This window comes from Azospirillum sp. A29 (assembly GCF_042604625.1).
Classification (GTDB): domain Bacteria; phylum Pseudomonadota; class Alphaproteobacteria; order Azospirillales; family Azospirillaceae; genus Azospirillum; species Azospirillum palustre.
This window is the reverse complement of sequence record NZ_CP170470.1, coordinates 536,962-550,870: the sequence shown is the minus strand read 5'-3', so window position 1 is coordinate 550,870 and position 13,909 is coordinate 536,962. Positions and strand designations below refer to the sequence as shown.

Sequence of the window (13,909 nt, the reverse complement as noted above, 5' to 3'; positions counted from 1 at the left end):
ACGAAGGCACGTCACTCAATCCTTGACCGACTGGGCGCGCCTCCTTTGGGGGGCGCGCCCATTTTCTGTCCACATCCGTGAATAAAATCGCCGTCCGGCCTGTTGGTGCGACGGTCGCCGTTCAAACCGTCAAGCCTTTGGTGTAGACATCCCGCCCATGCGCCTGATCCTCATCCTCGCCGCGCTGCTCGTCGCCGGCCTCGCCAATCTCGCCGTCTGGTCCCTGCCGAACCTGCCGGTGCCGCTCGACCCGCCGCCCGGCGGCAAGCTGCGCAGCGTGTCCTTCGCACCCTTCCGCGACGGGCAGAGCCCGCTGACCGGCGTGCTGCCCTCCACCGCGCAGATCGAGGAGGACATTGTCGCGCTGGCGCCGCAGGTGGCCGGCATCCGCACCTACACCTCGCTGGAAGGCTTGCAGGTGGTGCCGGAACTGGCGCGCAAGCATGGCATGCAGGTCACCATGGGGGCGTGGCTGTCCTCGCGGACCGACAAGAACGAGGCGGAGATCGCCTCGCTGATCGATCTCGCCAACCGCTATCCCGACATCATCACCCGCGTCATCGTCGGCAACGAGGTGCTGCTGCGCCGCGAGCTGACACCGGAGCAGGTCGCCGGCTACATCGACCGCGTCAAGGCGGCGGTGAAGCAGCCGGTGTCCTATGCCGACGTCTGGGAATGGTGGCTGAAATACCCGCAGATCGCCGACCATGTCGATTACCTGACCATCCATCTGCTGCCCTATTGGGAGGACGTGCCGGCCGGCGTCGAGGCGGCGACCGAGCGCATCCGCCAGAGCTACCGCACCATCGCCCACCGCTTCCCCGGCAAACCGATCCTGGTCGGCGAGACCGGCTGGCCGACGCAGGGCCGCTCGCGCGGGGCCGCCGTGCCGGGGCTGGTCAACAAGGCGAAGTTCGTCAATGCCTTCGTCCGCATGGCCGAGCAGGAGGGCTTCGACTACAACGTGATCGAAGCCTTCGATCAGGAATGGAAGGCCAAGCTGGAGGGTACGGTCGGCGGCCATTGGGGCCTGTACAACGCCGACCGCACGCCGAAATTCTCGCTGGCCGGGCCGGTCGTCGGCAATGTCGCATGGCCCTGGCTGTTCGCGGCGTCGAGCGGGCTGGCGCTGGTGCTGCTGGGCGGGTTGTCGCTGCTGCGCCGCCATGTGCCGGGCACCGGCTGGGCGGTGCTGATCCTGCTGGCCCAGGCGCTGTCCACCCTCTATGTCCGCGCCGCCTTTCTGGCCGAGCATGGCAAGCATTACTGGCAGGACACCACGCTGGCCGTGGCGATGCTGGCGCTGACCGCGGCGCTGGCGCTGGCGGTGTTGCTGACCGCCCACCGCACGCTGGCGAGCGGCGGTCTGGCGAGCGAGCCGCTGGTCGGCCTGCGCCACGCCCGCCCGGCCCTGACCCGCACCGAGCGGGTGGGGCGGTGGAGCGCCGTGGCGCTGGGCGTCGCGGCGCTGGTCTGGTCGCTGCTGATCGTCTTCGACGGCCGCTACCGCGACTTCCCCAACCCCTATCTGCTGATCCCGGCGGTGGCGCTGCCGGCGCTGGGCCTGATCCGCGCCGCCCGACGGCCGGTGGGGACGGAGACGCGCGGCGCGCTGGGCATCGCCAGCCTGTTCCGTCCGGCAATTCCCTTTGCCGATGGCGAACCGCGCGGCCTGTGCGGCGCCGTCCGCCGCCTGCCGGTCGAGTCGGTGCTGGGCTTCGGGCTGCTGCTGGCGGCGCTGCTGACCGTGGTGGCCGAGGGCTTCGTGCCGCTCGAATCGCTGATCTACGGCCAGCTGCCCTTCATGGAGGCGCTGCACGAGGTCGAGTGGACCCGGCCGAACTGGGAGGCGCTGGGTTGGGCAGCCTTGCAGGTCCTGCTGGCGCTGCCCTTCCTGGCCGGGGTGTGGAGCGCCCGGCGTCCGCTGCGGCGGATTTAAAGCAGGTCAGGTCCGGATCAGCCCGTCCTGTTTCGTCGGCTCCGGAGCAGGGACGGGGGCCGGGCCGGGGGCGGGAGCGGCGGGCGGCGTCAGCTGCCAGTTGTCCAGGGCCCGTTTCAGCGCGTCGAGCCCGGCGCCGGCCGAGTTCTTCGCCTCGTCCGCCGCGCGGGTGATGGCGGCGCAGAGGTCGGCGCGGCGCTTGGGATCGTTGCGGCTTTCCTCCAGCGCGCGGCCGACGTCGTCGGTCGTGCCGCCGCCCTTGGTGTCAGGCGGCACCGCCTTCGGGTCGATCCCCAGCAGCGGCAGCAGATATTCACGCCCCTTTTCGCGCGCCACCGCCGCGGCCTTGTCGCCGAAACGCTCCGCCGCCGCGACTCCGGTGTCCCAGGTGCTGAGCGCAGCCGAGACGGTCGGGCTGCACCGGCCGGCCGGGTCTGCGGGCGGAACCGTCTGGGCATGCAGCGGGGCGGCGCTCAGCAGCAGCACGGCGAGCGCCGGCATGGCAAGGCGGAAGGCGGGGGGTGGGCACGTCATCGGCGGAACCCTGCGGTCGGGGAAGGGGCTTCGGGGGAGATTTGGGAAGGCGTCCGGCGGCTTTCCATGGGGTCTGCCCAAGGGCGGCCAGCCCAACTGGTCTGCCGGATTGGTTGGAGGGGTGAAAAGCGGCGATATGCCGCGACCTGTGGCGATTTTGCTACCAAATGACTGTTTCATGACCTTTACATGACATGCCGCCGCTGCACCGCACCGCGAAGCGTGCTAAGAGCAGCGCCAAACCATTCCAGTCTACGCGAGTCACCGTCCCATGCTGCTGCGCGCATTCCGTTCGCTGATGCCGAAGGAGGAACGCTTCGTCGACCAGTTCGTCGAGCAGGCCCGCCATATCGTGGCAGCATCCATTGCGCTGGAAGCGGTGATGGATTCCGGACCGGACGACCGCGTGCAGAAGGTCGCCGCGCTGAAGCGGGTGGAGAAGGACGCCGACCGCGTCGCCAAGGATGCCGGGCGCGACCTGCACCGCGCCTTCATCACCCCCTTCGACCGCTCGGACATCCTGTCGCTGATCAACGCGCTGGACGACGCCATCGACCTGATGGACGAGGTGCCGCGCCATGCCGGCCTCTATGGCATCGAGGCGTTCGACGAGCCGATGCGCCGCTTCGTCGCCCTGATCCGCCAGCAGGCCGACGTGCTGGTCGAACTGATGCCGCTCCTGGGCTCCATCGCCCGCAACGCCGAGCGGATCGACCATCTCTGCGGCCGGCTGTCCGACATCGAGGACGAGGCCGACGACATCCTGCGCAGCGCGCTCCAGTCGCTGATCGCGGAGAAGCCGGACATGATCGCCTTCCTCGGCCGGCGCGAGCTGTACGAGATGCTGGAGGCGGTGACCGACCGGTGCGACGACGTCGGCGACCTGGTCGCGGGCATCACGCTCGATCAGGTCTGAGGCGGTCCCGGTCATGGAGGCCCTGCAACTCGGCCTGCCGGCGATCGCCGTCATCGTTCTGGTGGCGCTCGCCTTCGACTTCATCAACGGCCTGCACGACGCGGCGAACTCCATCGCCACCGTGGTGTCGACCCGCGTGCTGTCGCCCAAGCTGGCCGTCCTGTGGGCGGCCTTCTTCAACTTCATCGCCTTCCTGTTCTTCGGCCTGCATGTCGCCACCACCATCGGCACCGGGCTGGTCGATCCGCTGGTGATGGACCCGGCGGTGATCCTGGCGGCGCTGATCGGCGCCATCGGCTGGAACCTGATCACTTGGTATCTCGGGCTGCCGTCCTCCTCCTCGCACGCGCTGGTCGGCGGCATCGCCGGGGCGGGCATCGCCAAGGCCGGTTTCGGCGCCATCATCGGCAGCGGCTTCACCAAGACGGCGGTCGCCATCGTGCTGTCGCCCGGCATCGGCCTGCTGCTGGCGCTGTTCCTGATGCTGGTGCTGTCCTGGGCGCTGCGCCGGGCCGCCCCCTTCGCGGTCGACCGCCAGTTCCGGCACTGGCAGCTCGTCTCGGCGGCGCTGTACAGCCTGGGCCATGGCGGCAACGACGCGCAGAAGACGATGGGCATCATCGCCGTCCTGCTGTTCAGCCAGGGCATGCTGGGCGATACCTTCCACGTTCCCTTCTGGGTCATCATCGCCTGCCAGCTGGCGATGGGGCTGGGCACCATGATGGGCGGCTGGCGCATCGTCCGTACCATGGGGTCGCGCATCACCGACCTGAAGCCCTACCAGGGCTTCTGCGCCGAGACGGCGGGCGCCATCACGCTGTTCGGCGCGACGTGGCTGGGCATCCCGGTTTCGACCACCCACACCATCACCGGCGCCATCGTCGGCGTCGGTTCCGCCCGCCGGACCTCGGCGGTGCGCTGGGGGCTAGCGGGCCGAATCGTCTGGGCCTGGGTGCTGACGATTCCCGCCTCCGGCATCGTCGCCTGGCTGTCCTACCTGCTGGTGGCGAGCGTCCTGCACCCGTAAGGGCCTCGATCCGGGGGGAGAACACCCTGTGAACGAGGGGGCGGATGGCGGTACGAACGGATAAGCCCTTCGTGACGCAGCCCGCCCTTGACCCGCAAGGGCGGGAACGGCAGGATCGGTCCGGTGGAGACAGGATACCGGTCATGCCGCATATCGAACGCACCGACCAAGGTGAGCAGTATGTGCTTCCCGGCACCGAACGCCGGACGGTCCCAGGCTTGCCCTATGCGGCGGAAGCCGACGGCCAGCTGACCCTGCATTTCTACGCCCCACCCGAGAAGACAGAACGCCGCCCCCGCCCGACCTCGGCGCGCGCGCTCTCCTCCACGCCCCTGCCCATGGCGCCTCTGGCGGCCAATCAGGCGGAGCCGGTCGTGGCCGACGCCACGCCGCAAAGCCTGTTCGGCCGGCGCCTCGCCCATTTCCCAAGGGTGTTCGAGCAGCCCTGACCGGCTTTCCCTAACGGGCCTTCAGGCGGCGCCGGTGCGGCTGCGCCCGGCGGCCAGCGTGCGGGCGACCTGACGCAGCAGCAGGTCGCGCTCATAGGGCTTGCCGATGTGCCCGTTCATGCCGGCGTCGCGGCAGTCGCGCCGCTCCTCGTCGGACGAACCGGCGGTCAGCGCCAGGATCGGCAGGTCGCCGCGCGGCGGCGGCATGGCGCGGATGATCCGGCTCGCCTCCAGCCCGTCCATCTCCGGCATCTGCACGTCCATCAGCACGAGGTCGTAGTCGCCGGCCTTCACTGCCTCCACCGCCGCGGCGCCATCGGCCACAAGATCGATGCGGTAGCCGCTGTCCTTGAACAGCGCCGCCAGCAGTTCGCGGTTGATCGACAGATCCTCGGCGATCAGCAGGCGCGGCGGTCCGGCGGGACGGGGAAGGGGAGCGGGGGGCGGGGGAGCGATTGCCTGGGCCGCCATCGCCTGGGCCTGGGGGGCCGCTCCCACCCGCCGGCCGGCGATGCGGGCAAGCTGCCGGCGCAGGTCGTCGATGGAGAAGGGCTTGGCGATCATCGCCACGTTGGGGCCGAAGCCGGCAGGCGTGCCGACGGCATGGGCGGCGAAGCCGGAGGCCAGCAGAACCGGCAGGCCCGGGCGCATGCGGGCGGTGTGCCGCGCCAGCTCCGTTCCGTCCATGCCCGGCGGCATGACGATGTCGCTGAGCAGCAGATCGAGCTTTTCCGGCCCGTCCAGCACCACCAGCGCCTCGTTGGCGTTGGTCGCCGCGATCACCCGATGGCCCCAGCCGCGCAGCAGACCGGCCACCATGTCGCGCACGGTCGGGTCGTCGTCCACCAGCAGGATCGACAGCGGTCCGGAGGGCGGCGGGGAGAGAGTCGGTAAGGGGGGCTGGGCCAGGGGCTGTGCGGGAGCGGTGACGGATGGGCTGCCGGCTGGGCTGGCGGCGGCCGGCTGGGCCGGCGGTCTCGCCGGCATGCCCGGAGCCTCCGCCGGCAACAGGCGGTTCGCCGGCAGCCGCACCGTCACCGTGGTGCCGACGCCCAGCGTGCTGCGCAGCGCCAGCGTGCCGCCATGCAGTTCGACCAGCCGTTTGGTCAGCGGCAGGCCCAGCCCGGCGCCCTCGACCCCGCGGTGGTCGGCGCTCTCGACACGGGCGAAGGGCTCCAGCACGCGATCCAGATCCTCGGCCGGGATGCCCAGCCCGGTGTCGGTGATGCGGATCACCGGCGTGCCGTCTTCCAGCAGGGCGGACAGCGTCACCGATCCGCCCGAGGGCGTGTATTTCACCCCGTTGGCGATCAGGTTCAGCAGGATCTGGCGGATGCGGCGGTCGTCTCCGCGTAAGGCGCCCACTGCCGGCGCCACCACCGCCGACAGCAGCACGCCGGCGCGCTCGGCCCGCGGGGTCAGCATGCGGACCGCGAAATCCGCCGCGGCCTCCAGGTCGCAGTGCCCCTCCTCGATGGTCAGCGCCCCGGCTTCCGCCCGCGCATGGTCGAGGATCTCGTTGATCAGCTCCAGCACATGCTGGCCGCTGTCGCGGACATTGGCGGCATATTGCCGGTAGGACGGGGTGCCGACCGGCCCCTCCGCCTCGCGGGCGATCAGGTCGGCGAAGCCGATGACGGCGTTCAGCGGCGTGCGCAGCTCGTGGCTCAGCCCGGCCAGGAATTCGCCCTTGGCCCGGTTGGCGGCCTCGGCGGCCTGCCGCGCGCTCTCCGCCATGTCGCGGGCATGGTTCAGCGCGGTGGCGAGCCGGGCGCTCTCGTCGCGTTCGGCGCTGGTCCGCTCCACCGCGTTCCGCGCCTCGGCCAGGGCCACCTGCGCCTTGCGCTCGCGGTCGAGATAGCGCATCCCCCAGGCCAGCATCCCGAGGACCGCCAGCAGGCCGACGAGGGTCTCCACCGCCGTGTGCAGGGTGCGGGTGCGCCACACGGCCATCGCCTCTTCCCGGTCGATGCCGGCCAGCACCACCAGACCATAGTCGCGGACGGTCCGGTAGGCGACGATGCGCAGCACCCCGTCCAGCGGCGACGTCGACAGCAACTGCCCCTCCGGCGCCTCGCGCAGCCGGGACTGGAACAGCGGCGTGGCGGCGGCCGTGCGGCCGGCCGAGGCTTCGGGTTCCGGGCGGCGGGCGACCACCTCGCCGTTCGGCCGGTAGACGGCGATCAGCGGATCGAATTCGAAGCCTGAAATGCTGGAGAAGTCGGTCAGGTGGTTGACCCGGATCGACACGGATGCCACCCCGATAAAGCGCCCCTCGTCATCATGCAGCGGGCGGGAAACCGGAAAGACGAGCGGATAGGACCCGGTCCGGACCGGCTGCGCCGCGCCGATGTGCAGGCGCATCCCGCCGCGCAGGGCCTCCAGACCGCTCTGGTCGGCGAAATCGGCGATGCGGTTGGGAAAGCTGGCCGACTCGAGCACGGCCCGGCCGTCGGCGTCGTAAATCCAGATGGCGTCGGCGCCCTCGACCTGGGCGGCATATTCGCGCAGACGGGCCCAATGCTTCAGGTCGCGCAGCTTCTGCAGGCCGCGGGCCTCCGCCACCATGGCCGCCGTCTGGTCGAGTGCGACGTCGGCCGTGCGCACCGTGCGGCGGACATGGTCGTCGACCAGACGGGCCATGTCCCGCACCAGGGCGAAGCGGCGCTGCTGGGTGTCCTGGTAATCGTAATAGACCCTGTGGGCCGCGTTGCCCGCCAATGCAGCCAGCACGACCACCACCACCAGCGCGCCCCGTAGGAAGCGTCCCACAAATCCCCCTTTTGTGTGCCGATGCGCGATGCGGCCCGCCCGAAACTTCACATCCAAACTATCACGAATCCGATGGGACGGCTGTGCTATTCGACGCCGCGTACCCCTGGGGTTTGCCCCGATGGCCGGACAGTTTCAGGGGGCTTGCGGGGCCGGAAACCTCCGCCGCAGTCTTTGAAAAATAGCACCGCCCCCCATCTTGCGCGGCTTGCCCCATAGGCCCAGATGGGCAGGCGTCTGAACCATTGGGGAGGTCGAAAGATGGGTCTGTTCGATATGTTCAAGGGCAACGCGCCGCTGGAGATGAACCCGCGCCGTGCGCTGGTGGTGTCGCTGGTCTACTGCATGGGATCGGACGGCGAGATCGATCCGGAGGAGGTCGGCCATCTGGTCTCCGTGCTCGGCCGCCGCGCCTCGCGGGAGGAACTGGACGGCTGCCTCAAATATGCGCGCAGCACCCCGCCGGACAGCTTCCTGGCCGAGGTCGTGCCGAAGCTGAACCAGCAGCAGCGGCTGTGCATCCTGCTGAACATGATCGACAGCGCCATGGCCGACGGCGAGGCGGAGCAGGGCGAGCGCGACCTGATCATCCGCTTCCAGCAGGCCTTTGGCTTCGACGACGCGACCCTGCGCCCCTATTTCGAGGCGCTGACGGCGAAGAACGCCCGGTTCGTGCTGGACGCGTGACGAGGATCGCCCCCTCCTTGGCTTTTACGGGAAGGGGGCGACGTCATTTACAGCCAGCCCTTTACGGCCAGTCCCTCACAGCCAGTCGGGCACCCGCTCGGCCGCCAGCATCTCCTCCACCGTGGGGCGGGGGCGGATGACGGAGAAGCGGTCGCCGTTGACCAGAACCTCCGGCACCAGCGGCCGGGTGTTGTAGGTCGAGGCCATCACCGCGCCATAGGCGCCGGCCGACAGGAAGGCGACGAGGTCGTCGTCGGCCAGCGGCGGCAGCGGGCGCTGCACGGCGAATGTGTCGCCGCTCTCGCACACCGGGCCGACCACGTCGTAGGGCTCGGCAGCGGCGTCTGCGGCCGGCTCCGCCACCGGGACGATGCCATGGTAGGCGTCGTACAGCGACGGGCGGATCAGGTCGTTCATCGCCGCGTCGACGATGGCGAAGCGGCGGTGCAGCCCCTGCTTCACATAGATGACGCGGCTGACCAGGATGCCGGCATTGCCGACCAGCGAGCGGCCGGGCTCCAGCGTGATCCGGCAGCCGAGATTGCCGGTGATCGAGCGCACCATCGCGGCATAGTCGGCCAGATCGGGCGGCGCCTCGTTCTTGTAGGTGATGCCGAGCCCGCCGCCGAGATCCAGGCGCTGGATGTCGTGGCCGTCCTCGCGCAGCTGGTGCAGCAGCGCCGCAACCCGCTCGTAGGCCGCCCGGAAGGGGGCGAGGTCGGTCAGCTGCGAGCCGATATGGACGGCGATGGCGACTGGCTTGATGCCCGGCAGGGCCGCGGCGCGGCGGTAGATCTCGCGCGCGTGGTCGTAGTCGATGCCGAACTTGTTCTCTTTCTTGCCGGTGGCGATCTTGGCGTGGGTCTTGGCGTCGACGTCCGGGTTGACGCGGAAGGCGATGTCTGCCTCCACGCCCATGGACGAGGCGATCTGGCTCAGCGCCTCCAGCTCCGGCACCGATTCCACGTTGATCTGGTGGATGCCGGCCTCAAGGGCGGCGCGCAGGTCGTCGCGGGTCTTGCCGACGCCGGAGAAGACGATGCGCTCGGGCGGGATGCCGCCGGCCAGCGCCCGTTTCATCTCGCCCACCGACACCACGTCGCCGCCGGCCCCCAGCTTCGCCAGCGTGCGGATGACGGCGAGGTTGGAGTTGGCCTTCAGCGCGTAGCACACGCCGGCATCCTGGCCGGCGAAGGCGCCGGCATAGGCGTTGTAGTGCGACTCCAGCGCCGCGGTGGAATAGAGGTAGAAGGGGGTGCCCACCTCCCGCGCCACATCCTCCAGCGACACGGATTCGGCGTGCAGAACGCCGTTGCGGTAGGCGAAGACGCTCATCGGAGATCCGTTGGGAGACGCGGTGCGGGCGGTCATGGGAACTGGACTCCGGAACCGGCCGGCTTACCGGGCTTCGGGTCCAGCGAAGGGTTGGGATAGGTGCGGGGGAAGGGATCGACCTGCCCTTCGGGAACCGGGCTGTCGACGGCCTTCGGCTTCTTGCCGCAGCCGGCCAGCGCCAGGGCGCCGGCCAGGGCGAGGACGGTCAGGGTGACGGAGCGGGGAAGAGGGCTGATCACAGGAAACGCTCCCGGGCGGCCTTCACCGCCTCCTGCACGCGGACGGGGGCCGGGCCGCCGAAGCTGGTGCGGCTGTTCAGCGACGCCTCGATGCTCAGCGCCGGATAGACGGCTTCGGTGATGCGCGGCTCGATGGCCTGGAACTCGGCCAGCGTCAGGTCGGTCAGGCCGACGCGCCGGTCCTCCGCCGCCTTCACGGCGCGGCCGGTGACGTGGTGCGCCTCGCGGAACGGCATGTCCAGTTCCCGCACCAGCCAGTCGGCGAGGTCGGTGGCGTTCAGGAAGCCGCGGTCGGCCGCCTCGCGCATCGCCGGGACGTTGGGCTGCATGTCGCGCACCATGCCTTCCATGGCGGCGATGCAGAGCGCCAGCGTGTCATCGGCCTCGAACACCGGCTCCTTGTCTTCCTGCATGTCCTTGGAATAGGCCAGCGGCAGGCCCTTCATGGCGATCAGCAGGCTGTTCAGGCTGCCGATCACCCGGCCGGCCTTGGCGCGCACCAGCTCCGCCGCGTCGGGGTTCTTCTTCTGCGGCATGATGGACGAGCCGGTGGTGAAGGCGTCCGACAGCTTGATGAAGCGGAACTGGGCCGAGCACCAGATCACGATCTCTTCGGCGAAGCGCGACAGGTGCATGCCGCAGATCGACGCCGCCGACAGATATTCCAGCGCGAAGTCGCGGTCGGACACCGCATCCAGCGAGTTGGCGGTCGGCCGGTTGAAGCCCAGCGCCTCCGCCGTCATGAAGCGGTCGATGGGGTAGGGCGTGCCGGCCAGCGCCGCCGAGCCCAGCGGGCATTCGTTCAGCCGGCAGCGGGCGTCGCGGAAGCGGCTGCGGTCGCGCCCGAACATCTCGACATAGGCCAGCAGGTGATGGGCGAAGCTGATCGGCTGCGCCGCCTGCAAATGGGTGAAGCCGGGCATCACCGTGCCGGTGTGCTGCTCCGCCAGGTCGATCAGCGCGGTCTGGAGCGCGGTCAGGCCGGCGATGGTCCGGTCGATGGCGTCGCGCACCCACAGCTTGAAATCGGTCGCCACCTGGTCGTTGCGCGAGCGGCCGGTGTGCAGGCGCTTGGCCGGTTCGCCGATCAGTTCGGCCAGCCGGGCCTCCACATTCATGTGGATGTCCTCCAGCTCCACCTTGAAGGTGAAGCTGCCGGCGTCAATCTCTGCCTTTACGCGGTCGAGCCCGCCGATGATGGCGTCGGCGTCGGCCTGGGTTATGATGCCCTGCTTGGCCAGCATCGCGGCATGGGCCTTCGACCCGGCGATGTCCTGGTCGGCGAGCCGCTTGTCGAAGCCGATGGAGGCGTTGATCTTCTCCATGATGGCGGCGGGACCGCGGGCGAATCGCCCACCCCACATCTGGCTGGCGGCGGGTGCGGCAGAGCCCGTGGGGGCACCGGTCGGGGCGGCGGAAGTCGGCGTGGTCTGATCGGCGCTCATGGGGACGGATACCGGGGCATTCGGGTGAAGGGGAGCGAGGAAGCGTGAGTATGCGGACTTTGACGGCGGTCGCAACGGTTTGTGTGTGCATGGCCGGGGCCGGCCTGTGGTGGAGCGCCGGCGCGGCGCCCAACCCCGGTGCCGGCACGCCGGAGGTGGTGCGGCTGGGCGCGCCCGATGCCGGGCTGACGGCCACGCCCGTCGCCTCCACCGGTGCCGACAAGCTGGAGAAGTTCAAGGGGGCGGAGCCCAAGCCGATGCCGCCCTTGTCCTTCGTCGATGCCGAGGGGCGGCGGGTCGATCTGGCCGATTTCAAGGACCGGGTGATCCTGCTGAACCTGTGGGCGACCTGGTGCGGGCCGTGCGTGAAGGAGATGCCGTCGCTCGACCGGCTCCAGGCCCAGCTGGGCGGCGACGCCTTCCAGGTGGTGGCGCTGTCGCTGGACCGCGGCGGGCGGACGGCGGTGGAGCCCTTCTATAAGAAGACCGGGGTGGAGCATCTGACGGTGTTCCTCGATCCGGCGTCGGAGTCGATGAAGGCGCTGTCCTTGCGCGGCCTGCCCACCACCATCCTGGTCGATCCGGAAGGGCGCGAGCTTGGCCGCGTCGAGGGGGCGGTGGAGTGGGATTCGCCGGAGGTCGTTACCTTCCTGCGCCAGTTCCTTGGTCATGGCGGCGGACCGGCCCGTGACCGCGGCGGGGTGATGAAGACAGGCGGCTGACGGCTTTTCGGCGATAGGGTATTCTGACGCTTCACTGTTCCGCCTGTTCTGAGCCGCACAATGACGCAGTCCGCCTCTTCCGGTCCCAAGCGCTACGGCATCGGTCCCGGCATCGTGATGATGCGGCAGGGCGAGCGCGGCGACCGGGCATGGCTGATCGAATCCGGAGAGCTGGAGGTGCTGCTGACCGCCGCGGACGGCAGCATCCGGCGGCTGGGGGTGGTCGGCAAGGGGGCGGTGGTCGGCGAGATGGCGCTGATCGACGATGGCGAGCGCAGCGCCACCGTGCGGGCGCTGACCGAGGTGACGTGCGTCGAGGTGACGCGGGACGCCTTCCGCAGCCTGCTGAAGCGCAGCCCGCCGCTGGCGTCGTACCTGTTGCAGAGCCTGATCGCCGCCATCCGCCGCGATTATGGCCTGTCGCCGACCGAGCGGGTCGGCAACGCGGTGGATTTCCGCTCCACAAACTCGTTCCAGAAGGTGGTCGACCGCCGGATGATCCGCGAGGGGCATGTCTTCTTCAGCCCCAACGACCCGGTGAACGCCGCCTACCTGATCCAGTCCGGCCGCGTGGCTTTCCGCCCCGGCCGCGGCACGCTGGGCGAGGAGATCGCCAGCTTCGGGCCGGGCAGCCTGTTCGGCGAGATCTATCTCCTGACCGGCCGGCCGCCCGACGTCACCGCCGTGGCGGTGAGCGGCGGCATCTGCGAGGTGATCGACAAGCGCAGCTTCGAGGAGGCGGTGGCGGCGATGCCGCCGATCCTGAAGTCGCTGGCGCGGATCTACATCGCGCAGCTGACGAAGAAAGCGCAATAGCGGCAATTCCGTCGAGCGTCGCTTTACAGGGGCTGCGGCGCCGGTGAGGAGGGTGGCGGCCGTCGCTGCGGAGAATCGGGATCAGGAAGCCCAGACCGGCGGCGCACCGATCACCGTGCGGATGGCGGCGCTCACCACCCGGAATTTCGCGGAGGGTTGCGCCAGGGCGCGCAGCAGGTGGATGCCGGTTTCCGCCGCATTCCAGGATTCGGCCCCGGATTCGCTGTCGAGGGACAGGCGCAGGAGGGCGCCGGCGCGAACGTCGGCCCCCACGACCCAATCCGGCAGAAAGGCAATGCCGATTCCGGAGAGGACCGCGCCCCGCATCGCCTCGAAGTCGTCGCAGCGGAAGACCACGCCGTTGGCATCCTGCCGATACCCCGCCGGATGGCCGAGCACGTCCGCCCAGCCGAGCAGATCGGCGCCATGTAGCTTGTCGATCAGCCGGTGAGCGGCGAGCGAGGCGCGGTCGGTCGGCGCCCCATTGCGCGACAGGTAATCCGGCGAAGCGACGAGGAGCCTTTTCTGTCCGGCGAGACGGGTGGCGATGAGCGTGCTGTCCGCCAGCTCTCCGATGCGGATCACCGCGTCGAGACGCTCGAGGACCGGGTCGGCCAGGCGTTCGGTCAGATCGAGTTCGACGGTCAGCCGGGGATGGTCCCGCATCACCGCCTCCACCGCCGGGATCACGTAGCGCTTGCCGAAGGTGGGAAAGCAGGCCAGGCGGAAGACGCCGGTCACCGCGCCGTCGAAGGCGGCGATTTCCGCGTGGGTGTCGGCCAGATCGTCCAGAAGCCGCTGCGCTCGTTCGAAGAGCCGCTCGCCGGCATCGGTCATTGCCAGGGCGCGGGTCGAGCGGACGAAGAGCGGGACGCCGACGCTGTGTTCCAGCGCGTCGATCTGGCGGGCGATGGCGGAGGGGGTGAAGCCGCGCCGCCGCGCTGCGTTGGAGAAGCTGCCGCCCCGGACCACGTCGACGAAGACCGTCAAATGCTCTGCGAAGCGTGGATCGATCATCTTTGCGTTCC

At 69.8% G+C, this 13,909-nt stretch carries 13 protein-coding genes; 7 read left to right on the top strand and 6 right to left on the bottom strand.

Going from position 1 to position 13,909, the window contains the following annotated elements; all coding sequences use genetic code 11:
• Positions 1–157 precede the first annotated feature (157 nt).
• On the top strand, positions 158–1,939 hold the full coding sequence (locus ABNQ38_RS38305) for a glycosyl hydrolase family 17 protein (RefSeq protein WP_377811658.1): 1,782 nt from the start codon (positions 158–160) through the stop codon (positions 1,937–1,939).
• 6 nt (positions 1,940–1,945) lie between these two features.
• Here the strand turns inward: ABNQ38_RS38305 and ABNQ38_RS38300 are convergent, their stop codons facing one another.
• Positions 1,946–2,473, bottom strand: coding sequence for a hypothetical protein (locus tag ABNQ38_RS38300; RefSeq protein ID WP_377811657.1), 528 nt, complete (start codon positions 2,471–2,473; stop codon positions 1,946–1,948).
• A 271-nt stretch (positions 2,474–2,744) separates the two neighbouring features.
• Here ABNQ38_RS38300 and ABNQ38_RS38295 point away from each other — a divergent pair, with 271 nt between their 5' ends.
• The 3 genes from ABNQ38_RS38295 (at position 2,745) to ABNQ38_RS38285 (ending at position 4,865) form a co-directional block, all read left to right on the top strand.
• Positions 2,745–3,389 (top strand): DUF47 domain-containing protein, encoded by a 645-nt coding sequence (locus tag ABNQ38_RS38295; protein ID WP_377811656.1) that lies wholly within the window; start codon positions 2,745–2,747, stop codon positions 3,387–3,389.
• A gap of 13 nt (positions 3,390–3,402) precedes the next feature.
• Positions 3,403–4,416: an inorganic phosphate transporter gene (locus tag ABNQ38_RS38290; protein ID WP_098735903.1), complete on the top strand. Its 1,014-nt coding sequence runs from the start codon at positions 3,403–3,405 to the stop codon at positions 4,414–4,416.
• Between the two features lie 143 nt (positions 4,417–4,559).
• On the top strand, positions 4,560–4,865 hold the full coding sequence (locus ABNQ38_RS38285) for a hypothetical protein (RefSeq protein ID WP_377811655.1): 306 nt from the start codon (positions 4,560–4,562) through the stop codon (positions 4,863–4,865).
• Between the two features lie 21 nt (positions 4,866–4,886).
• On the opposite strand, the gene ABNQ38_RS38280 is transcribed toward ABNQ38_RS38285, so the two are convergent.
• Entirely contained in the window at positions 4,887–7,637 is a 2,751-nt protein-coding gene (locus ABNQ38_RS38280) for a response regulator (protein ID WP_377811654.1), read from the bottom strand.
• A gap of 261 nt (positions 7,638–7,898) precedes the next feature.
• Here ABNQ38_RS38280 and ABNQ38_RS38275 point away from each other — a divergent pair, with 261 nt between their 5' ends.
• On the top strand, positions 7,899–8,324 hold the full coding sequence (locus ABNQ38_RS38275; protein WP_377811653.1) for a TerB family tellurite resistance protein: 426 nt from the start codon (positions 7,899–7,901) through the stop codon (positions 8,322–8,324).
• Between the two features lie 75 nt (positions 8,325–8,399).
• On the opposite strand, the gene lysA is transcribed toward ABNQ38_RS38275, so the two are convergent.
• Genes lysA through argH form a run of 3 tightly spaced genes read right to left on the bottom strand, consistent with a single transcriptional unit; the run spans position 8,400 to position 11,343 of the window.
• Positions 8,400–9,659, bottom strand: a complete 1,260-nt coding sequence (gene lysA / locus ABNQ38_RS38270; RefSeq protein WP_377811956.1) for a diaminopimelate decarboxylase — start codon at positions 9,657–9,659, stop codon at positions 8,400–8,402.
• Positions 9,660–9,691: 32 nt separating this feature from the next.
• The gene (locus ABNQ38_RS38265; RefSeq protein ID WP_377811652.1) at positions 9,692–9,898 is read right to left on the bottom strand and encodes a hypothetical protein; all 207 of its coding nucleotides are present in this window, start codon (positions 9,896–9,898) and stop codon (positions 9,692–9,694) included.
• Positions 9,895–11,343 (bottom strand): argininosuccinate lyase, encoded by a 1,449-nt coding sequence (gene argH / locus ABNQ38_RS38260; protein WP_377811651.1) that lies wholly within the window; start codon positions 11,341–11,343, stop codon positions 9,895–9,897. Before argH ends, ABNQ38_RS38265 begins: the two co-directional genes overlap by 4 nt.
• Positions 11,344–11,432: 89 nt before the next feature.
• On the opposite strand from argH, the gene ABNQ38_RS38255 reads away from it, so the two are divergent.
• Together ABNQ38_RS38255 and ABNQ38_RS38250 are read left to right on the top strand one after the other, a co-directional pair.
• On the top strand, positions 11,433–12,065 hold the full coding sequence (locus ABNQ38_RS38255) for a TlpA family protein disulfide reductase (RefSeq protein WP_377811650.1): 633 nt from the start codon (positions 11,433–11,435) through the stop codon (positions 12,063–12,065).
• A gap of 60 nt (positions 12,066–12,125) precedes the next feature.
• Positions 12,126–12,881 (top strand): cyclic nucleotide-binding domain-containing protein, encoded by a 756-nt coding sequence (locus tag ABNQ38_RS38250; RefSeq protein WP_377811649.1) that lies wholly within the window; start codon positions 12,126–12,128, stop codon positions 12,879–12,881.
• Positions 12,882–12,962: 81 nt separating this feature from the next.
• Here the strand turns inward: ABNQ38_RS38250 and ABNQ38_RS38245 are convergent, their stop codons facing one another.
• A complete protein-coding gene (locus ABNQ38_RS38245; RefSeq protein ID WP_377811648.1) occupies positions 12,963–13,898 on the bottom strand; it encodes a LysR family transcriptional regulator in 936 nt (311 codons plus the stop codon).
• Positions 13,899–13,909 lie beyond the last annotated feature (11 nt).

Excerpts from the sequence above, each read along its gene's own strand:
- ABNQ38_RS38305 (WP_377811658.1), top strand. The coding sequence starts at position 158 with ATGCGCCTGATCCTCATCCTCGCCGCGCTGCTCGTCGCCGGCCTCGCC.
- ABNQ38_RS38300 (WP_377811657.1), bottom strand. The coding sequence starts at position 2,473 with ATGACGTGCCCACCCCCCGCCTTCCGCCTTGCCATGCCGGCGCTCGCC.
- ABNQ38_RS38295 (WP_377811656.1), top strand. The coding sequence starts at position 2,745 with ATGCTGCTGCGCGCATTCCGTTCGCTGATGCCGAAGGAGGAACGCTTC.
- ABNQ38_RS38290 (WP_098735903.1), top strand. The coding sequence starts at position 3,403 with ATGGAGGCCCTGCAACTCGGCCTGCCGGCGATCGCCGTCATCGTTCTG.
- ABNQ38_RS38285 (WP_377811655.1), top strand. The coding sequence starts at position 4,560 with ATGCCGCATATCGAACGCACCGACCAAGGTGAGCAGTATGTGCTTCCC.
- ABNQ38_RS38275 (WP_377811653.1), top strand. The coding sequence starts at position 7,899 with ATGGGTCTGTTCGATATGTTCAAGGGCAACGCGCCGCTGGAGATGAAC.
- lysA (WP_377811956.1), bottom strand. The coding sequence starts at position 9,659 with ATGAGCGTCTTCGCCTACCGCAACGGCGTTCTGCACGCCGAATCCGTG.
- argH (WP_377811651.1), bottom strand. The coding sequence starts at position 11,343 with ATGAGCGCCGATCAGACCACGCCGACTTCCGCCGCCCCGACCGGTGCC.
- ABNQ38_RS38255 (WP_377811650.1), top strand. The coding sequence starts at position 11,433 with ATGGCCGGGGCCGGCCTGTGGTGGAGCGCCGGCGCGGCGCCCAACCCC.
- ABNQ38_RS38250 (WP_377811649.1), top strand. The coding sequence starts at position 12,126 with ATGACGCAGTCCGCCTCTTCCGGTCCCAAGCGCTACGGCATCGGTCCC.
- ABNQ38_RS38245 (WP_377811648.1), bottom strand. The coding sequence starts at position 13,898 with ATGATCGATCCACGCTTCGCAGAGCATTTGACGGTCTTCGTCGACGTG.